Source organism: Bradyrhizobium sp. 2TAF24, from assembly GCF_052115025.1.
Lineage (GTDB): Bacteria > Pseudomonadota > Alphaproteobacteria > Rhizobiales > Xanthobacteraceae > Bradyrhizobium_A.
On sequence record NZ_JBFRFW010000002.1, the window covers coordinates 178,498 to 196,276 of the forward strand.

Genomic DNA, 17,779 nt, shown 5'->3' on the forward strand with positions numbered 1-17,779 from the left:
TGACGCCGTTCAGCGCTTCAGGTTGACGAGGACATCGAGCAGGTCGGCACCGGTCTGGAACACCTTGGAATTGGCGGTGTAACCACGTTGCGACTCGATCATCGCCGTGAGTTCGCTGGCGAGGTCGACGTTGGACTGCTCGAGTGCCTCCGACTTGAACGTACCGAGGCCACTGTGCCCGGCGAAATCGACCTGCACGTTGCCGGAGTTGATTCCAACCGAGTAGACGTTGCCGGCTTCCGGCACGAGATTGTCCGGGCTGGGCACGGTGGCGAGCGGGATGTGGTAGCGCGCGAGCCGCGTGCCGTCGCTGTAGATCGCGTACATGGTGCCGGAGGTATCGACCTCGACCTTGTCGATGGAGCTCGGCGCATTGCCGTCCACCGATGCCTTGAACGCGAATCCGGCGGCGACCTGGGTCATGGTGGAGAAATCGAGCGTCAGCGGCGAACCACCGGGCACCGTCAGTGCGAGCGAGGTGGGACTACCGGCAGCCAGCTTGCCCTTGCCTGCGGCGCTGACATCGAAGGTAAAGGTATTGGTCGCAAGAGGCCCGCTCGAGTAAGGGAAGCCGCCGGCCGTCGACGTAGCGGTGTCATACACTTTTACATCCCAGGCGTTGGCGGCGGTCTTGCTCATGTAGACGTCGAGCGTCACCTTGTTGCCAATGTTGTCATAGGTGACGACCGAGGTCTTCGATGTATAATTTGGCACGCCCGCCGTGATGGCCGCGTTGGCATCGAGGTTGGCGTTCACCGTGCCCTGCGTCGACGGATTGCCCTGCAGCGCGGTCTGCGCGATGTTGACGACGCTGAGGCCGGAGAGGCCGTTGGCGACGACGTTGGGCGGGCCGTTCTTGAGGTCATAGCCCATCAGATAGAAGCCGGCGGCATTGACCAGGTTGCCCTTGCCGTCCGGCACGAACGAACCGGCACGCGTCAGGAACGGTGTGCCCGCGGTATTGGAAACGACGAAAAACCCATTGCCCTGGATCGCCAGGTCGGTCGCCGAGGTCGTGTACTGCAGCGGGCCCGAATCAGAGATGGCATAACGGACCTGCGTCTCCACACCGCCGGAATTGTAGGAGCCGGAGCCGCTCTTGAGGATGAGCGAGGAGAATTCGGTCGAGGCGCGCTTGTAGCCCGTGGTGTTTACGTTGGCGATGTTGTCGGCCACTGTCGACAGCTTGTTGGACTGCGCGGTCATCCCAGAGCCACCAGTGCGCATCACACCATACAGACTCATCGTTTATCTCCATTCTGATTTGGTTTCATTAGAGGTGCGTTGGCTTGTGTGAGCCTGACTCCGCAACCATCTGACGAGCTCAGGTCGCACGCGCACCACAGAACGCACGCGCTTCGCTCGTCCACGAACCGAAACCGCTCGTCACCAGATTTCCGATCACGCTGCAGACATAGCGACGTTGCCCGATAGTGTTGTTCGGCCCTGCATTGTAGCGCGCGACCGCCATGGTCCAGCTGCCTTCTCGGGCGCGCAACTCCTTGAGGAATCGCGCGGCATAATTGACGTTCTGGACCGGATCGAACATCGCTTCGACGCTCGCAAACTGCGTGCCGTGGTAGAGATGGTTGACCTGCATGCAACCGAGATCCACCAGTTTGGCGCCCTTGCTCTTGGCGTCGCGGAATTGCGCCACGGCCTCGCGGAGATCGGCGGCCCTCACGGTGCGACCGTCGATGTTGAGCGCGTAGGGATGCAATACGCCCTTGCGCCCGGTCTCGCTCAGGCCGACGGCATAGAGCACACCCAGCGGCACGTTCTGCACGCGGGCCGCCCGCACCATTTCGCGTTCGCACGGACCGTCGGCCTGTGCCGTCGTCGCTGCGCTACAGATAGACACCGTCACCGCTGCGACGAGCCACCGCATCTTCGTCCTGACGTTGCTTGGTTGGTTCGACAGCCTGATCATGCCCGTGCCTGTTGTGCCGCGTTCCACCCTGCGCATCATTGGGCTGGCGCTCCGGCGTTCCGCCGCTGAATTGCGATCCGCCTTGCGGCTGCTGCGAATGATTTTGGTTCGTCTGCGCCTGCGATTGGCCAGCGCCTGGATCCATCTGCCCGGCGTGGCTGTGATCGATCGCGGCGATCTCGAAGGTGTAGCCGGCCGACTGCATCGCATCCACCAGTGCGCCGCGTTCGGCGCGCAGCAGCTGCGTGGTGTCCTGCCGCTCGGCGGACAGCTTCACTTCGACCGCATCGCCGGTCAGACGCATCCGCACGGTCACGGTGCCGAGGTCGGGCGGATCGAGCTGCAGCGTCAGCATGCGAATCGGCGCATCGGGCCCCCGATGCGGCATGGCGAGCGCTTGCGCGGGGTCGGACGCACCGCTGGCGGCAGATGCGGGCGCGGCGGCCATATCCGGCGCGATCCGGTCGACGATCTTCTGCAGCAGTGTCGGCTGCGCGATCGGCTGGAAATGGGTCTCCTGTTCGCGCACCGCGACCTTGACGATCGGCGTCGCGCGCGTCTCGGCCGCACTGAGCGACGACGCAAAGCCCTGCGTCGAGGTTGCCTCGGTCTTCGTCGACTTCGCCGACTCGGCGTGCGCCAGCAACTCCGCGCGGCGCTCGCCATGAGCCGGAGACGGTGCCGCGCGGGCCGCATCGCCATCATCGGGGAGATCGAACGCTTCGGCGTGGTCGAGACGCGACATCACCGCACTGAGCGCGGCCTCTGGGAGACGCCATTCGGGCAGCGACGGCTTTGCCTCGCCCGCCACGCGATGAGGAGAGGGTTCGGCCGCCGCCTGGCGGGAACGCTCGCGCGGGCGGACCGTAGCCTGCTCCTGAAGCGGCTCGGCAGCCTGCGCCAGCTCGGCGTCAGCATGCCCCTCCGGCCGTACGACCTCTTTTTTTGGGACCTGTGCGAACGCGCGCAGCTGCTCGCGGAATTGATCGGCACGACCCCTACCGTCCTCGACCCTGGCTTTCGGGTCCTTAGGGTCCTTGGCAATCGTGGAGGCCTGGGCGCTGCCGCGGGGCGCTGTCTTGGCGTGGGCGAGCTGGCGGAGCATCGCCATCAGGGGATCGGTGCTGGTCATCGCTCCTGCTGCTTCAGTTGGCGTTGCGATTCGTTGAGAAGCGCCTGCGCCCGGTTGATGGTGGCCCGCGATGGACTGAAGTCGATTCGCGGCCCCATCGATGGCTGGCTCTCACTCGGCGCATCCTGCTGCGCCGTCACGACAGGGCGGACCTTGCGGACGTTGCGGCCAACGGCCAGCACAGCCCGCAGCAGCTCCACGTCCCGTTCGGGCAGCCGCGCCGCCTCGACGGCCTGCAGATCCAGCAGCGCTTCCTCATGAGCATGCGTGACAACGCGTGCCGCGGCGCGATAGAAGCGCCCGCGTTCACGCCCGGCGCTGCCCTCGTCCGTCAATGTCATGGCCCGCTCCGCTGCGAGATCGGCCATCTCGACCTTGCCGTTCACCAGCGCAGTGCGCGCGATCCTCAGGTACAGGGAGGGCCGGTCGGCCCCGTCGAGTTGATCGAGCAGGGCGACGAGGCGGGGAAAGCGCTGCGGTTGCTGCGCGAAGCTGAACCGGGCGACGGCGCGCCCGAGGCGCTGGCGGAAATTCTCCGAATAGATCGACGACCTGAAGCGCCGCAGGTAGCGCAGCGACAGCGCCTCGAAGCGATCGAAATCATCGGCCTGTCCGGCGACAAAAATCTCCCGACGCAGCGCCGCCTCTTCAATCAGCGTTCCCGGCATCAGCAGGCGCGCCTCGTCAAGCCGGTCGATCGCGGCTTTTGCGTCATCTTGCGCAGCCAGTGCCGATTGCACCAGCGCAACCTCGGCGGCGATCGAGACGGGCAGGTCGCGAGGCTTGATCCCGCCGAGCCGTGCCCGGGCCTCGTCCGGGCGGCCTTCGATATAGGCGATGGCGCCATCCAGAATTGCCGCATCGATGGCCAGTTCGCCATGCGCCCGCAGCTTGCCGACGACCTCCGGCGACCCGCCGCTGAGCAGATAGGTCACGGCGGCGCGGGCATTCTTCGGATTCTTCCAGACCACCGGATCGGCGTTGACGAAGTCTTCGCCCAGTTGCTTGAGCACGGCGGACTGCGCATTGTGCGCCTCCATGCTGCCGCGCGCGATTTCATCCTGCAGCGCATGAAGCTTGCGCAGGAGCTGATAAGGCTCGCGCACCGGCGCCTCGGCCTGCTCCGCCCGAGCGGTGCCGAGTAGGGCGAACAGGGCAACCGCGATGGGGCCGGCACGCATCATGGCTGCGGGGCGCGGATCAGCAGGTCGATCCGCCGGTTTTCCGCCGCCGACGGATCATTGGGATTCTTTGGCCGGCGGTCGGCGAAGCCCTCGATGTGCTCGATGCGCCGGGTGTCCAGCCCGCCGCGAAGCAGCATGTAGTGCGCCATGTGCGCTCGCGCGGTCGACAGGCGCCAATTGTCGTAATCCGCCGAGCGATAGGGACGGTTGTCGGTGTGGCCACGCACAATGATCTGTCCCTTGGTCTGGGCGATGAGGGGCGTGATCTTGTCGAGCGCCCGGACGAGGCCGGGCGTCGGCTCCGCCGAACCGTTGGCGAACATGCCGTAATTGACGTCGTCGGTGAGGCTGATGAGCAGGCCCTCATCGCTCGCCCTCACCTCGGTGACAGGGCGCACCGCGCCGAGGGGAGCCAATGCTGCGGAGATCGCGGCCTGCAGCCTGCTAGCCTCGCTCGACGCTGACTTCTTGTCATTTTGGGGAGCGGCGGCGGTCTTGTCGGCCGGTGGGCTCGACGCACGATTGGCCGCCGGACTGCTTCGGGAATCATCATCGGCGAACAGTCCCACAGCTTTTGCGGTATCCTGCTTGTCGCGCGCCGCGGCCGCCCCCTTCACCGGATCGGACTCGGATGCAGCCTCGGCGGCCGCGTCGCGCTTGTCGGTCGATGCACGCGCCATCTTTGCTTCGCCGGGCTCCGGCGCGTCGTCATCGGCGAGGAGGCCGCCGGGTTGCCTGCTGCCGGGTCCCCTGGCATCCGATGGCGTCGCGGGCGCGGTCGGCCAGGACGTCGGGTCAAACGGATCGCGGAACGCCTCACCGCCCTTCCAGCCCTCCTTGCGGGCCGCATCGGGCGCAATCCCGGCTTCGACGTTGCGCGGCGGCGTACCGGCGATCTCCGTCAGCGCCGCATAGGGATCGCGAAACAGCGCCGTTTCACCGAGCCGCGGCTGTGGCGCCTGCGGGCGCTGCATTTGCTGCGTGGATTGGCCGGGCTCAGGCTTCGGCCGCAGGCTGTCGTCCTCCACCGCCTTGCCGGGATCGACGCGCCGGGCATCGTTGATCCCCTTGCGGTCGGGCGTGGAGTCCGCGAGCTTGATGGGGTTGAAATAACTGGCAACGCTTTCGCGCGTCTCCTGGTTCGTCGCGCTGATCAGCCACATCACCAGGAAGAACGCCATCATGGCCGTCATGAAGTCGGCGTAGGCGATTTTCCAGACGCTGTTGTGGCTCTCGGCAGCTTCGAGGCTGGTCCGACGCCGGACGATGATCAGCTCTGGTCGCTCCTGGTCAGACATGTCAGGCCGGCACCGCAAGCTTCAAGTGCTCGGCCCAGCGCGTGATCTGGGTTTCGAGGACCACCTGATCGACAATGACGGACACCTCAGCGGATGAACCGACGCGCAGGTCCGCGACAATCGAGCGCGCGGTGAGTTTGCTGCGCACGACGTCCAGCAGGGCGACAGGACCCGTGATCCGCAGCAGCGGATGGCGGACATCCGACACCATGGATGACAGATGCTCGACAAACGCAGCGACCGCCTGCTTCTGCGCTTCGCCCGCGATGAACGGCGCGAGGATGCGCGCCGTTACCCCGGCAATTTGGGTCTCGAGCTGCGCGCTGGCATCAGCAAGGCCACGGGCGATCGCCGCGGCAGCCTCGTCGATCAGGCTCTGCCGCTCCGCGGCAAGCTCCGCGCTCAGCCGGGCCTTCTCGTCGGCGAGCTTCTGCTCGCTTTCGGCCAGGGCCGCGGCATAGCCTTCGGACTTGCCGCGCTGATAGGCCTCGTCCTCGTTCGACGCCACCTCCGGCTTGGGCTGCACCTTGGCCGCGATATGCTGCGCATGATCGAACGGAACGACCCGGCTGCGCGCCTTCGGTGGTTCCGGCGGATCAAAGTTGACCAGCAGGCGTGCGACCTTTTCCGAACTCATGTCGGCTCCTCCTGCCGGATCCATTGCTTGAGAATCGCCGCTGCCTGCTTCTCATCCAGCTGAATGATCTGCTCGAGGCGTTTCTGCGGCGCGTACTGAACCTTCCTGGAGATGTCCTGCACCAGGTTAGGCGTGTCCTCCTGCGCCAGCGCCGCCAGCGCGCTGCCCTCGCCCGCCAGCAGGGCGCTGCTCCCCTCCTCCATCTCGACCTCGGCGACGTCCGCGGACCGGGAATCGAGGATGGTGTTGATTGCGGGCCGCAGGCCGAACCAGATCAGCATCGCAGCAACGGCGACGATGGCCCCCGCGCTGACGAAGCTGCCCGACTGGCGCATCAGCACCTCGGTGAAAGTGATCGCCGGAACTGGGGCGAAGTCGCGCGCGCCTTCCATGAATTCGACTGCCGAGACCTGGATCTGGTCGCCCCGCTGGCGGTCGAGCCCCGCCGCGGTTGCCGCAAGCTGGCCGATCTCGGCGACTTTCGCCTCGACCGCCGTATCGCTGGCTTTATCGCCGAGGCTGGCCATCAGCCGCGGCCGGTTGACCAGCACAGCGAGGAACAGCTTGTTGACGACATAGCCGTCGCTGACGGTCGTCGTCGTCTTCGACGACACCTCGTAGTTGGTGACGTCCTCTTTACGCTGTTTCTCGTCGTTGGAATTCTTGCCGCCATTGGCGTTGACCTGCTGGTCGGGCAGGTTCTGCTGCACCGTGGTCGGCGTCTGGCGGTCGAGGCTCTGCGATGCTTCTTTTTCGCGGACCGAGCGCACCGAGCGCTGCACCCGCGACTCCGGATCATAAACCGTCTCATTGGTCTGCCGCTTGTCGGTGCTGAGCTGGGCGGCGACGCTGACCTCGAAGTTGTCGAGTCCGAGATAGGGCGACAGTGCCTTGCTGACGTTCTCTTGGATCAGCCGGCTGACCACGCGCTGCAGATTGGCCATGCTGGTCGGCGCCGTGCCCTCGTCGTCCGACGCCAGCAAAGCGCCGTCGCTGTCGAGCACCGTCACCTTGTCGGCCGTCATGCCGGGGACCGCAGCTGCGACGAGATGGCGCACCGAGCGCGCGGTGCGGGCATCGGCAGCGCCGTCCGAGCGGATGACGACAGAGGCCGTCGGGGGCTGCTGCTCGCGCCGGAACGAGCCGCGCGCCGGCATGACGATGTGCACGCGCGCCGCCTTGACGCCCTTGAGCACCTGGATGGTGCGCGCGATCTCGCCCTCGAGCGCCCGCACCCGCGTCACCTCCTGCATGAACGACGTCAGGCCGAGGGAGCCGATCTTGTCGAACAGCTCATAGCCGCCGCTGCTGCTGTTCGGCAGCCCCTTCTCCGCCAGCAGGGTGCGCGCCAGGGCGGTCTGGCCCGGCCGCACCAGCACGGTATCGCCGGCGGCATTGACGTCGAACGCGACACCGGCGTCGCGCAGCGCCGCGCCGACACGGGACACGTCCTCACGCGAAAGCCCGGTGTACAGCACCTCGAATTCCGGCCGGCTGAGATAATAGGCGCCGCCGCCCACGCCGAGAAAGACCGCAAGGCCGACCAGGGCAAGCACGGTGAGACGCCGGGGCCCGAGCTCGAGGAGATTGTTCCAGAGCCGCTGCGCATGTCCACGATTAAACATCAAGTCCCCTGCAATGCTTGCGAATCGATTCTCGACCGCGAAGCTTGTCCGAGGGTTGCGCACTGCGGAAAACGAAGACGGCCGCGACCAGGCTGGTCGCGGCCGTCAATGTCAGTGATCGCGAAAGCGATTAGCCGCGGAACAGCGACAGAATGCTCTGCGTGCCCGAGTTGGCGATCGACAGCGCCTGGATGCCGAGCTGCTGCTGGACCTGGAGGGCCTGCAGGCGGGTCGATTCGGCATTCATGTCGGCGTCGACGAGCTGACCGACGCCGCGGCTGATGGCGTCGCGCAGCGACTTGACGAAGTTGGAGTTCGAGTCGATGCGGGTCTTCACCGCGCCGAGATTGGCGGACGCCTGGGTCACGTCGCCGAGCGCCGCGTCGACCATCCCGATGTAATCGTCGAGCTTCTTCTGGTCAGCGGTCGAATCGGTCAGCGTCGAGATGTCGATCGTCGCCACCGTGCCGGTGGTGCCGCCGGCGCCCGTGCGCGTCTTGTCCATGATGCCCGCGGGGGTGCCGCCGGCGTTGTCGTACAGCTTGAGCTTGCTGGTGTCGACGTCGATCGTCTTGATCGTCACGGCGCCAGCAACGCGCGAGAACGACGACACCACCGACTTGGTGGCGTTGTAGCCGGCGACGGAGGAGTCGACCGACAGCCAGTTCTCGCCGTTGAACACCGCCAGGTCAGAGGTGTTCTTGAGGTCGTCCTGGATCGCCTTGACTTCGGCCTGGATCTTGCCGCGATCGACGCCCGGCTCGCGGGCCGCGACGAGCTTCGCCTTCAGCGCGGTGAGGCCGCTCTTGTTGTCGCCGACGACCGAGGTCAGCGCGGTGTACATGGTGTCGACGGTCGCGGCGCCGAGACCGAGGGCGTCGGACACCGCCGACAGCGCTTCGTTGTCCGAGCGCATGGTGGTGGCGATCGACCAATAGGCCGAGTTATCGGACGCTGTCGCGACGCGGTAGCCGGTGGAGATGCGGTTCTGCGTGGTCGCCATGTTGGTGCTCACCGTCCGCAGGGTCTGCAGAGCGGTCATGGCGGAGCTGTTGGTCAACAAGCTAGACATAGGATGTCCCTTAATGGTGTGAGTGTTTGTTCACGGGACATACCGGGCTTTCACCGGTACCACAGGGCGGCATCATGCCTTTGGGTCGAGGGGGGTGAGGGGAAGGACCCAACCTGTGGTGTATTGCTGGTAGCACGCGAACCTTACCTAAAACTGAATCGGTCGCGCGGCCCCGATTACTAGAGGAATGAGCGCATCAGGCCGACGGTGAGCAGATTCCAGCCGTCGATCAGCACAAAGAACAGCACCTTGAACGGCAGCGCGAACACCGTCGGCGGCATCATCATCATGCCCATCGACATTGTCAGCGTCGCGACAACCATATCGATCACCAGGAATGGCATGATGACCAGAAAGCCGATTTCGAATGCGCGCCGCAGCTCCGAGATCATGAATGCGGGAATGATCACGCGCAGATCGATGCGCTGACCGTCGGAGCGCGTCTGAAACCCTTCGGGCGCAAGGTTCTCGAAGGACTGCAGATCCTTCTCGCGGACATGTGCCAGCATGAACTCGCGAAATGGATCGGTCACTCGCGCAAAGGCCTCCTTCTCGGAAATCTCGTTGTTCATCAGCGGCTGGATGCCGTTGTTCCAGGCACGATCGAATGTCGGCGCCATGACGTAGAAGGTCATGAACAGCGCAAGGCTGATCATCACGAGATTGGCCGGCGTGGTCTGCAATCCCATGCCCATGCGCAGGAACGACAGTGCAACGACGAAGCGGGTGAAGCTCGTCACCATGATCAGGAGGCCCGGCGCCAGCGACAGCACTGTGAGCAGCGCGACCATCTGGACCACACGGCCGCTGGCGGTACCGCCGCCGGACGGGATCAGCGTGGACAGGTCCGGCACCTGGGCTGCGGCCGCGGTGGGCATGAGAACGATCAGAAGGATGAGCCAGAGGCGTTTCATTGGACGACCAGGGTTTCGATGATGAGTTCGCGCACCTTGCCGCCCGAGCGGATCGCCGCCCTCTCGTTGAGATCCTCGCGCAGGTACTGCAGTCCACGTGCGCCCTCGATCTGCGTCGCCGAGACTGTCCGCAGGTACGACGCGATGTCTTGTCCGATCCTGGCGACCAAAATGCTGGCCTCCTCTTCGTTCAACTGATCGGTGACGACCGAGCCTTCCATGCGGATCCAGGCCCCCGAAGGCGCCGCCAGATTGGTGATAACCGGGGCGATCTTGCGGAAACGGACCGACGCGCCGTAGGCCGAGGCCGCGGACCGCTCCGGCGCATCCGGGTGGCCGTCCGCGGCGCGTTGCGCGGTGGAGAGCAGATGCGAACTCGACAGCAAGCCCGCCGCGGCGGAGACAACCGTAAGCAGCAGGAACGCCACCAGCCATTGCATCCCGCTGCCCATTGCCGCACGTCCCTCGGACTGTTCCATCGCCCGGCTCATGCTAGAATGGGGCGACTTGGTCGTAGAGCTGGTGGCCCCATCCCGGCTGCTGGACCTCCATCAGCCGGCCACGGCCGCCATAGGAAATCCGCGCCTCGCCGACCTTGTCGTAGGCGATGGTGTTGTTGCGACCGATATCCCGCGGCCGGACAATGCCGGCGATATTGACGACCCGCATCTCGTAGTTCACCCGCACTTCCTGCGAACCGCTGATCAGCAGATTTCCGTTCGGCAGCAGGTCGATGACGACGGCCGCGACCGAGAACTTCACCTCCTCGGTGCGATCGACCTTGCCAGCCCCCTTGGACGACGTCTGCGAGTTGATGTTGGCATCGACCTGGCCTTTCTGGCTCCAGCCGAACATCTGGGCGAGATAGTCGCCGCCGAACTTGATCTGTGAATCGCGCGAACGATCCGACTTGTTGTCGAGCGAGGCTTTGTCGTTCATGGAAATGGTGACGGTGATGAGATCGCCGATGCGCCCGGCGCGCGGATCGCGGTAGAGATCATTGCGATCATCCCACACCGACTGATAGCCCGCGGCATAGCGCCCCGGCCGATCGACGGGAACGCCGCGTGCCTCGACACGCAGGCCTTGTCCGATCGGCGACATGGTGGGCGCCTGGTTGAGCTCGGTGAGGGGGTTCGCGCAGCCGCCCAGCGGCAACAGCAGGCATAGCAATCGCAGGGTCTTCATTTCCCGGTCTTCCCGTCGTCGGGGCGCCGCATCCCGGCCAAGGTGTCGGCGAGATGGGCCGCGCGCCCTGGTTCCATCTCGTTGAGGATCGCGCTGGCGCTGCGCACCTTGAGCTTGGCCAGCACGGCGGCCGCGGTGTCGTCGGCCATGCTCGCGATCTGCGACGCGGCCGCGTCCGGCGCCATGCCGGAATAGATCTCGACCACGTTGTCCTCGGCACGCTTGAGAAAGTCCTCGCGCAGCTTCAACCACTTCTCGTACTCGGCGCGCTTGGCCTCGAGCTCGGCAATGCGCTCGCGCAACTTGGCTTCCGTAGCCTCGAGCTGCTCACGCTGCCAGGCAACACGTGCGTCGAGCGCCGCGTCGGTGATATTCCTGCAGAACTCGGCAGCATCGGATCCGCGTCGCTCGGCCCCATCCCCCGCCACCGGCGGCGTGGCGCCTGTCCCGCCAATCGCCCCGGTCGTTGCCGGCGCCTGCAGCACCGGCTGCGCCGCAGCAGCGGGCGCCTCCGGCCTGGCATCCCTCTGCACCGGCGCCGCACGCGGCGTCTTGGCGAAGGTCGCGAGATTGAGCGGTTTAGACGGCTTCTGCGCCGGTTCGGCGACAGCCACTTGCGCGAAGAGCGCACAACAGCCGAGAAGGAGCATGCTCCCGCGTAACGTTGCAAACCTCATCATTCATTCTCTCGCACCGAATCGCTCGCAAGCGTTGCACGGCGGGGCTTGCGCGGCGCTGACGCGCGGCTATTACTGGATCACGAGATCGGCCTGCAGCGCACCCGCCGCCTTGATCGCCTGCAGAATGGCGATGATGCCGGTTGGCTTGAGGCCGATCTGGTTGAGGCCGCGCACCAGGCGCTGCAGATCTGTGCCGCGCAGAATTGCGATCTGCGCGCCAGGCTCGTTGGCCTCGATGAAGGTCTGCGGCGTCACGACTGTCTGGCCCCGAGAGAAAGGACCGGGCTGCGACACCACGGGCGCTTCGGTGATCCGCACCGACAGATTGCCATGCGTAACGGCGACCGTCGAAATCTGCACGTTGCGGCCGATCACCACCGTTCCGGTCCGCTCGTCGATGACGACTCGCGCCGGCGTGTCCGGCTCGACCATCAGTTCCTCGATCTCGGCGACGAAGCGCACCGGCGACACCGAGCGCGGCCGCGACAGGATGATCGTGCGATAGTCGCGCTCGAAAGCGAGGCTGGCGCGATATCGCCCGTGACCATAGTGGTTGATGGCGTCGATGATGCGGGTCGCGGTGACGAAATCGGGATTCTTCAGTTCGAGAATCAGCGCTTCCATCTGCTTGAACTGGCCGCGCACCTCGCGCTCGATCAGTCCGCCGTTGGGAATACGGCCGGAGGTCGGAACGCCCTGGCTGACAGTCTGCGCCGCGCCCTCAATCGAATAGCCGCCGACCGCGATGGCGCCCTGCGCCACCGCATAGACCTCACCATCGGCGCCGCGCAGCTGGGTCATCAGCAGCGTGCCTCCCATCAGCGAGGAAGCATCGCCGAGCGACGACAGCGCGACGTCGATGCGCGAGCCGCCGGCGACGAACGGCGGCAGGTCGGCGGTGACGACCACGGCGGCGACGTTGCGCGTGCGCAGCGACGTGCCGCGGATGTTGATGCCCATGTTGTCGAGCATCGACTGCAGGGATTGCTCGGTGAAGGGCGCGTTGCGCAGCGTGTCGCCAGTCCCCTTGAGGCCGACGACGAGGCCGTAGCCGATGATCTGGTTCTCCCGCACCCCCTTGAGGTGGGCGATGTCCTTGATCCGCACCGCCGCATCCGCGGCCGTGACGGACAGGAGCAGGAGGGCGGCCGAGAGAAGACGCAGCATCATCCGTTCTGTATCCGCACGGAGCCGTCGGGCTGAACGATACCCCTGATGATGACGCCGGTGTCGAGATTGCGCAGCTGGATCATCGTACCCGGGCTGCCCGACTGCAGCGCCGACGCATAGGTGACGATCGACAGCGAATCCTCCTCGATCACCACCTTGACGGCACTACCGCGCGTCACGACCTTCTGATCCTCGAGGGCGTTGAGCGGGATCGGCTGCCCCGCCACCAGCGTGCGCCGTGCGGTGCGGCCGATGACCGTCGCACGGTCGCTGACGAAGGCAGCTGCACCCGGCATGTTCGGCGCGAACGCGCGATCCATGATCAGCTCCTCGCGGATCACGTCGCCGGGATAGATCACCGTCGCCGGCACCGCAAAGTGCGCGGCTTCGTCCGCGGCCGCGGGGCCGCAGACGACGGTACCCGCAAGCAGCGATGCCGCGAGAAGGCGAACCACCATGGGCAAGGCACGTGTCACGACGCTTCTCCGCTGCGCTGCTACCGGAGGCCCTTGGAGATTGTCGACGCCATCTCGTCAGCTGCCTGGATCACCTTCGAGTTCATCTCATACGAGCGCTGCGCCGAGATCAGCTCGGTGATTTCCTTCACCGGGTCGACGTTCGAGCTCTCGAGATAGTGCTGCCGGATCTTGCCGAAGCCGGGATCACCAGGCACGCCGACCACCGGAACGCCCGACGCCAGGGTTTCCTTGTAGAGGTTGCCGCCAAGCGGATCGAGACCGGCTTCGTTGGCGAAATTGGCGAGATTGAGCTGGCCGATCTGGCGCGGCGCGATCTCGGTGTCGAGCTTGGCGTAGACCTGCCCGGATTCGTTGACGGTGACCTCCACAGTGCCCTGCGGCACAATGATCACCGGATCGACGGTGTAGCCGTCCGCCGTCACCAGTTGCCGGTCGGCATTGGTGTTGAACGACCCCGCGCGCGTATAGAGCACTTCACCATTCGGCCCCGATACCTGAAACCAGCCGCGGCCGTTGACTGCAAGGTCATAGGTGTTGCCGGTCTGCGCCAGCGTGCCCTGCAGATGCAGCTTGCGCACCGCGACCGAGCGGACGCCGAGGCCGAGCTTGGCGCCTTCCGGCACCGCACCTTCACCGGCACGGTTGGGCACGCCCTGCATGCGGTCGACCTGATAGAACAGGTCGGTGAACTCGGCGCGCGAGCGCTTGTAGGACGTGGTATTGATGTTGGCGATGTTGTTGGCGATGACCTCGACGTTGAGCTGCTGCGCGCTCATTCCGGTCGCTGCGATGGCAAGAGCTTTCATGTGCGTGAATCCTCAGATCGCCATCCGGCTGACTTCCTGGTAGGCCTGCACAACCTTGTCGCGTACGGCCACCGCCATCTGCAGCGTCTGCTCGGCGGACATCACCGCCTCGACGACTTTCTGTGCCGAGACCTTGCCGTGGATGTAGGAGATCGAAGCCGCTTCGCCCGCCTTCATCGTCCCGATCGCCTCGGTCGCGACCTGCTCCAGTACGCCGCCAAAGCCGAGCGGCTGCGGCGCTTGCGGCGCTTGCGCCATGACCGGCGCCGATCGCGTCACCTCACTGGACTGGACGACGCCGCCTACGCCCGAGAGGATCGAGGATATCGCTTCAACCGCCATGGCTCATGCCCCCTTCAACAGATCGATGGTCATCGCGACCATCGATCGCGCCTGTTTGACCACCTGCAGATTGGCCTCGTACGACCGATTGGTTTCCCGCATGTCCGCCATCTCGATCAGCATGTTGACGTTCGGCAGCTTGACGTAACCGTTCTGGTCGGCCGCCGGATGCGACGGCTCATAGTCGACACGGAACGGCGCGCGATCGACGCCGACGTCCTTGATCTTCACGACCGGAACACCCGCCGCACGGTCGATTTCGGCGGTGAAGGTGGTGGTCTTGCGTCGATAAGGCTCGGCGCCCGGCGTCTTGCCGGTGGAATTGGCGTTCGCGAGGTTTTCGGACACCACGCGCAGCCGCGTCGACTGCGCCTCGAGCCCGGAGCTCGCGATCTGAACGGACGCCTGCAGCGGATCGATCATCGCCTGTCGCCTTCTTTCAGGTTTTCGAGCTGGTCATGAACATGCGGTGGAACGATTTGACGATCGCCGTGTTCAACGAATAATCGCGGTTGATGTCGCCCGCTTTCAGCATCTCCTGCTCGAGGCTCACGGAGTTGCCGGAGTGAACGACCTCCCAGCTGGTCTCCTTGCGAGTACCCTGCGGACGCAGCGACGGCCCACCCGAGATGTGCATGGAAGACGTCGCCGCGAGAGCGACCACCTTGGTGTCGAGGATCTTGCCGAACGGCTCGATATCCTTGGCGCGATAGCCCGGCGTATTGGCGTTGGCGACGTTCGATGCGATCGTCGCCTGGCGCAGCGACAGCCAGCTCGCGTGAGAGGAAGCCAGATCGAAGAGGTAGACAGGTCCCACAGCAACCTCGTCACGAATTATGGTTAACACTCGTATAAGAAGCAAAACTTGCCCGAAGCTGGTGCGGGTGTAGTGAGGCGCGCGATCATCGCACGCGATCTCCGCAGCGCATCTGCTGTCGCTCGGAGCTGAACACGCCCACTGCGTCATTGCCGGACTTGATCCGGCAATCCAGCTTGCCCGCAGCATGACGAGAGTAAGTAGAAGCTGGATGACCCGGTCTCGGCGCGGAGCCTGTCATCGGGCCGCGCTTTGCGCGGACCCGTTGGCGCCGGCCCGGTGATGACGCTGAGAAATGCAAGACGCGCTGTATCAATGGCGCGCGACCGCCGGATCCGGCGTTGTGTGCGCTCAATGACGCCAGCTCCGCCTACACCTTCGCCTTCTGCTTGCGAGACTGCAGGAAGTAGATGATCTCCGCGACCGGGCGGAAGAATTCGTGCGGAATCATCTTGTCCACCTGCGCGGCGTCATACATCGAGCGTGCCAGCAGCTTGTCTTCCACCACCGGCACGTTGTTCTGCTCGGCGAGTTCCCTGATTTTCAGCGCGATGAGATCCTGCCCCTTCGCCAAGACGGTCGGCGCGACATCCTCACCATGCTGATATTTGAGTGCGATCGCGTAGTGTGTCGGGTTGGCGATCACCAGTGTCGCGCGCGGCACCGCGGCCAGCATCGTCTTGCGCGCGCGGTCGCGGGCGAGCGAGCGCAGCCGCGACTTGACCAGTGGATCGCCCTCGGCCTGCTTGAACTCGTCCTTGAGCTCCTGCCGCGTCATGCGCAGGTCGCGCCGCCAGCTGAACCGTGCCCAGACGAGGTCGAGCGCCACCAGCACGATGGTGGCGATGCTGACGGCCGACACCAGCCGCATCGCTATGGTCAGGATCATCTCCGGAACGGTGGCCGGGTCGCTGAACAATGCATTCACGGCCGCGGCCTCCTCTGCCCGCAAGGCGATCGTCACGACGACACCAATGGCAAGAAACTTGAAAACAGACTTGCCGAACTCGACGCGCCCCTGAGCGCCAAAAATCCGCGTCCAGCCCTGGGCGATCGAGATTCGCGACCCCTGCGGCTTGATTCGCTCGAACACGACACGCGGCGCGTTCTGCAGGAACGACGACGCCAGCCCCGCAACCGCAAGCACGATCACCATCGGCAGTACCAGACGGGCGGAAACACCACCGATCGCCATCAGGAACTCGACCGCATCCGCACCGTTGCGAATGCGGTAACCGGAGGGGTCGTCGATCAGCCGGCTCAGAGTTAGTCCGAGATTTCGCGCGCTGTCGGCGGCGAGGAAGCTCTGGACGATAAGCAATGCGACCATCGTGGCGAAGACCGACGCTTCACGCGAGACCGGGACCTTGCCCTTCTCGACGGAGTCGCGGATCTTCTTCTCGGTCGGCTCTTCGGTTTTGCTTTCCTTGTCGGGCCCCTCGGACATGGCGGGCCGTCGTTACGTGAAGACCTGCTGGTCTTCCTGGTCCGGGTTGAGCTCGATCTCGCCGCGCCCGGCCATTTCCAGCGCAAGGTCGGTGATCGCCCGTCGGGCGTCGAGGATCTCGCGCTGGTTCGACGGCACGCCGTTCGACATTTCGTGTTCGACGAGGCGACGGGTGCGCGACGCCAGCGACGACAGGATGAGCTCGCGGAAACTCGAATCGGTGCCCTTCAGCGCCGTTACCACACGATCGGTCGGGATCTGGTCGAAGATCGCCATCCGCGCCTTGCCGGTGAGGTTGACGATGTCGTCGAACGTAAACAGCATTCCCTTGAGGATCTCCGCCGACTTGGGTCGCGATTCGGACAAGTTCTTGAGCGACTCTTCCATCTGCGCACGCTCCATCTTGTTGATGATGTCGGCCATGCGCGGATAGGTGTCGGAGGCGAGATTGCGCGCGAAGTTGATCATGAAGTCTTCGTGCATCGTCTTCTCGATGACGCTCATCGCTTCCTCGACCACGGGCTTCAAGCTCAGCATGCGGCGCATCAGGCCGTGGCGCATGTCCGGCGGCAACAGGCTCATCACCCGCGCCGCGCACGCCGGCTTGACCCGCGACAGGATCAGGGCCGCCGTCTGCGGATGTTCCTTGAGCAGGTAGTTGGCGAGCAGGCTCTCGGAGACCGACGAGATCCGCTCCCACACCGACTTGGTCTTGTTGCCGAGCACCTCGGAAATGATGTCCGTCACCTGGTCGGGCGGCAGCACGCCGTTGAGCAGCTTTTCCAGCTCGTTGACCGTGCCGAAAATGTTGGGCCCCGACGTAAAGTGCAGGGCGAACTCCTCGATGATCGCCTCGAGCTCGGGACCCGACACGGGCTTCAGATCCGCCGCCGCGCGGGTGACAAGGCGGATCTCCTCGGCATCGAACTCCTTCAGGACGCCGCCGGACAGCTCCCGACCCATCGCCAGCAGCAGCGCGGCGACCTTCTCGGTCCCGCGCAGCGGCCGAACTTCCGTGCCGCGCTTGGCGGGTGCATTGAACGCCATCCGGAGAGCCC

Annotated in this window: 20 protein-coding genes; all 20 read right to left on the reverse strand. The window is 65.1% G+C overall.

The annotated features are described in order from the left end of the window. Window positions 1–9: 9 nt before the first annotated feature. The gene (locus AB4Z37_RS04110) at window positions 10–1,245 is read right to left on the reverse strand and encodes a flagellar hook protein FlgE (RefSeq protein ID WP_441515412.1); all 1,236 of its coding nucleotides are present in this window, start codon (window positions 1,243–1,245) and stop codon (window positions 10–12) included. A 79-nt stretch (window positions 1,246–1,324) separates the two neighbouring features. Further along, window positions 1,325–1,930, reverse strand: coding sequence for a transglycosylase SLT domain-containing protein (locus AB4Z37_RS04115; protein ID WP_441515413.1), 606 nt, complete (start codon window positions 1,928–1,930; stop codon window positions 1,325–1,327). Beyond that, entirely contained in the window at window positions 1,848–3,062 is a 1,215-nt protein-coding gene (locus AB4Z37_RS04120) for a flagellar hook-length control protein FliK (RefSeq protein WP_441515414.1), read from the reverse strand. Before AB4Z37_RS04120 ends, AB4Z37_RS04115 begins: the two co-directional genes overlap by 83 nt. Next, window positions 3,059–4,246: a chemotaxis protein gene (locus AB4Z37_RS04125; RefSeq protein ID WP_441515415.1), complete on the reverse strand. Its 1,188-nt coding sequence runs from the start codon at window positions 4,244–4,246 to the stop codon at window positions 3,059–3,061. Before AB4Z37_RS04125 ends, AB4Z37_RS04120 begins: the two co-directional genes overlap by 4 nt. Continuing rightward, window positions 4,243–5,544, reverse strand: a complete 1,302-nt coding sequence (locus AB4Z37_RS04130; protein WP_441515416.1) for a MotB family protein — start codon at window positions 5,542–5,544, stop codon at window positions 4,243–4,245. Before AB4Z37_RS04130 ends, AB4Z37_RS04125 begins: the two co-directional genes overlap by 4 nt. Window position 5,545: 1 nt before the next feature. Further along, window positions 5,546–6,181 (reverse strand): hypothetical protein, encoded by a 636-nt coding sequence (locus tag AB4Z37_RS04135; RefSeq protein WP_441515417.1) that lies wholly within the window; start codon window positions 6,179–6,181, stop codon window positions 5,546–5,548. Next, window positions 6,178–7,806: a flagellar basal-body MS-ring/collar protein FliF gene (gene fliF / locus AB4Z37_RS04140; RefSeq protein WP_441515418.1), complete on the reverse strand. Its 1,629-nt coding sequence runs from the start codon at window positions 7,804–7,806 to the stop codon at window positions 6,178–6,180. Before fliF ends, AB4Z37_RS04135 begins: the two co-directional genes overlap by 4 nt. A 130-nt stretch (window positions 7,807–7,936) precedes the next feature. Further along, window positions 7,937–8,878, reverse strand: a complete 942-nt coding sequence (locus tag AB4Z37_RS04145; RefSeq protein ID WP_441515419.1) for a flagellin N-terminal helical domain-containing protein — start codon at window positions 8,876–8,878, stop codon at window positions 7,937–7,939. Between the two features lie 179 nt (window positions 8,879–9,057). Next, entirely contained in the window at window positions 9,058–9,792 is a 735-nt protein-coding gene (fliP, locus tag AB4Z37_RS04150) for a flagellar type III secretion system pore protein FliP (protein WP_441515420.1), read from the reverse strand. Then, window positions 9,789–10,271: a flagellar basal body-associated FliL family protein gene (locus AB4Z37_RS04155; protein WP_441515421.1), complete on the reverse strand. Its 483-nt coding sequence runs from the start codon at window positions 10,269–10,271 to the stop codon at window positions 9,789–9,791. The genes fliP and AB4Z37_RS04155 overlap by 4 nt, the downstream gene beginning before the upstream one ends. Before the next feature lie 13 nt (window positions 10,272–10,284). Continuing rightward, window positions 10,285–10,980, reverse strand: coding sequence for a flagellar basal body L-ring protein FlgH (gene flgH / locus AB4Z37_RS04160; RefSeq protein ID WP_441515422.1), 696 nt, complete (start codon window positions 10,978–10,980; stop codon window positions 10,285–10,287). Beyond that, window positions 10,977–11,630: a MotE family protein gene (locus tag AB4Z37_RS04165; protein WP_441515423.1), complete on the reverse strand. Its 654-nt coding sequence runs from the start codon at window positions 11,628–11,630 to the stop codon at window positions 10,977–10,979. The genes flgH and AB4Z37_RS04165 overlap by 4 nt, the downstream gene beginning before the upstream one ends. 99 nt (window positions 11,631–11,729) lie before the next feature. Continuing rightward, window positions 11,730–12,827: a flagellar basal body P-ring protein FlgI gene (flgI, locus tag AB4Z37_RS04170; protein ID WP_441515768.1), complete on the reverse strand. Its 1,098-nt coding sequence runs from the start codon at window positions 12,825–12,827 to the stop codon at window positions 11,730–11,732. Beyond that, window positions 12,827–13,306: a flagellar basal body P-ring formation chaperone FlgA gene (flgA, locus tag AB4Z37_RS04175; protein WP_441515424.1), complete on the reverse strand. Its 480-nt coding sequence runs from the start codon at window positions 13,304–13,306 to the stop codon at window positions 12,827–12,829. The genes flgI and flgA overlap by 1 nt, the downstream gene beginning before the upstream one ends. Before the next feature lie 20 nt (window positions 13,307–13,326). Further along, complete coding sequence (gene flgG, locus AB4Z37_RS04180; RefSeq protein WP_441515425.1) at window positions 13,327–14,115, reverse strand: flagellar basal-body rod protein FlgG; 789 nt, start codon at window positions 14,113–14,115, stop codon at window positions 13,327–13,329. A gap of 12 nt (window positions 14,116–14,127) precedes the next feature. Beyond that, the gene (locus AB4Z37_RS04185) at window positions 14,128–14,457 is read right to left on the reverse strand and encodes a flagellar hook-basal body complex protein FliE (protein ID WP_441515426.1); all 330 of its coding nucleotides are present in this window, start codon (window positions 14,455–14,457) and stop codon (window positions 14,128–14,130) included. Window positions 14,458–14,460: 3 nt separating this feature from the next. Beyond that, a complete protein-coding gene (flgC, locus tag AB4Z37_RS04190; RefSeq protein WP_441515427.1) occupies window positions 14,461–14,880 on the reverse strand; it encodes a flagellar basal body rod protein FlgC in 420 nt (139 codons plus the stop codon). Between the two features lie 16 nt (window positions 14,881–14,896). Then, window positions 14,897–15,274 carry a flagellar basal body rod protein FlgB gene (flgB, locus tag AB4Z37_RS04195; protein WP_441515428.1) on the reverse strand — a complete coding sequence of 126 codons (378 nt, stop codon included), beginning with the start codon at window positions 15,272–15,274 and terminating at the stop codon, window positions 14,897–14,899. Window positions 15,275–15,644: 370 nt separating this feature from the next. After that, the gene (gene flhB, locus AB4Z37_RS04200) at window positions 15,645–16,721 is read right to left on the reverse strand and encodes a flagellar biosynthesis protein FlhB (protein WP_441515429.1); all 1,077 of its coding nucleotides are present in this window, start codon (window positions 16,719–16,721) and stop codon (window positions 15,645–15,647) included. A gap of 12 nt (window positions 16,722–16,733) precedes the next feature. Beyond that, window positions 16,734–17,768, reverse strand: a complete 1,035-nt coding sequence (locus tag AB4Z37_RS04205; protein WP_441515430.1) for a flagellar motor switch protein FliG — start codon at window positions 17,766–17,768, stop codon at window positions 16,734–16,736. Between the last annotated feature and the right edge of the window lie 11 nt (window positions 17,769–17,779).

Excerpts from the sequence above, each read along its gene's own strand:
- flgG (WP_441515425.1), bottom strand. The coding sequence starts at position 14,115 with ATGAAAGCTCTTGCCATCGCAGCGACCGGAATGAGCGCGCAGCAGCTC.
- AB4Z37_RS04115 (WP_441515413.1), bottom strand. The coding sequence starts at position 1,930 with ATGATCAGGCTGTCGAACCAACCAAGCAACGTCAGGACGAAGATGCGG.
- flgH (WP_441515422.1), bottom strand. The coding sequence starts at position 10,980 with ATGAAGACCCTGCGATTGCTATGCCTGCTGTTGCCGCTGGGCGGCTGC.
- AB4Z37_RS04145 (WP_441515419.1), bottom strand. The coding sequence starts at position 8,878 with ATGTCTAGCTTGTTGACCAACAGCTCCGCCATGACCGCTCTGCAGACC.
- AB4Z37_RS04205 (WP_441515430.1), bottom strand. The coding sequence starts at position 17,768 with ATGGCGTTCAATGCACCCGCCAAGCGCGGCACGGAAGTTCGGCCGCTG.
- AB4Z37_RS04120 (WP_441515414.1), bottom strand. The coding sequence starts at position 3,062 with ATGACCAGCACCGATCCCCTGATGGCGATGCTCCGCCAGCTCGCCCAC.
- fliF (WP_441515418.1), bottom strand. The coding sequence starts at position 7,806 with ATGTTTAATCGTGGACATGCGCAGCGGCTCTGGAACAATCTCCTCGAG.
- flgI (WP_441515768.1), bottom strand. The coding sequence starts at position 12,827 with ATGCTGCGTCTTCTCTCGGCCGCCCTCCTGCTCCTGTCCGTCACGGCC.
- AB4Z37_RS04125 (WP_441515415.1), bottom strand. The coding sequence starts at position 4,246 with ATGATGCGTGCCGGCCCCATCGCGGTTGCCCTGTTCGCCCTACTCGGC.
- AB4Z37_RS04185 (WP_441515426.1), bottom strand. The coding sequence starts at position 14,457 with ATGGCGGTTGAAGCGATATCCTCGATCCTCTCGGGCGTAGGCGGCGTC.
- AB4Z37_RS04130 (WP_441515416.1), bottom strand. The coding sequence starts at position 5,544 with ATGTCTGACCAGGAGCGACCAGAGCTGATCATCGTCCGGCGTCGGACC.
- AB4Z37_RS04165 (WP_441515423.1), bottom strand. The coding sequence starts at position 11,630 with ATGCTCCTTCTCGGCTGTTGTGCGCTCTTCGCGCAAGTGGCTGTCGCC.
- AB4Z37_RS04135 (WP_441515417.1), bottom strand. The coding sequence starts at position 6,181 with ATGAGTTCGGAAAAGGTCGCACGCCTGCTGGTCAACTTTGATCCGCCG.
- flhB (WP_441515429.1), bottom strand. The coding sequence starts at position 16,721 with ATGTCCGAGGGGCCCGACAAGGAAAGCAAAACCGAAGAGCCGACCGAG.
- AB4Z37_RS04110 (WP_441515412.1), bottom strand. The coding sequence starts at position 1,245 with ATGAGTCTGTATGGTGTGATGCGCACTGGTGGCTCTGGGATGACCGCG.
- flgC (WP_441515427.1), bottom strand. The coding sequence starts at position 14,880 with ATGATCGATCCGCTGCAGGCGTCCGTTCAGATCGCGAGCTCCGGGCTC.
- AB4Z37_RS04155 (WP_441515421.1), bottom strand. The coding sequence starts at position 10,271 with ATGGAACAGTCCGAGGGACGTGCGGCAATGGGCAGCGGGATGCAATGG.
- fliP (WP_441515420.1), bottom strand. The coding sequence starts at position 9,792 with ATGAAACGCCTCTGGCTCATCCTTCTGATCGTTCTCATGCCCACCGCG.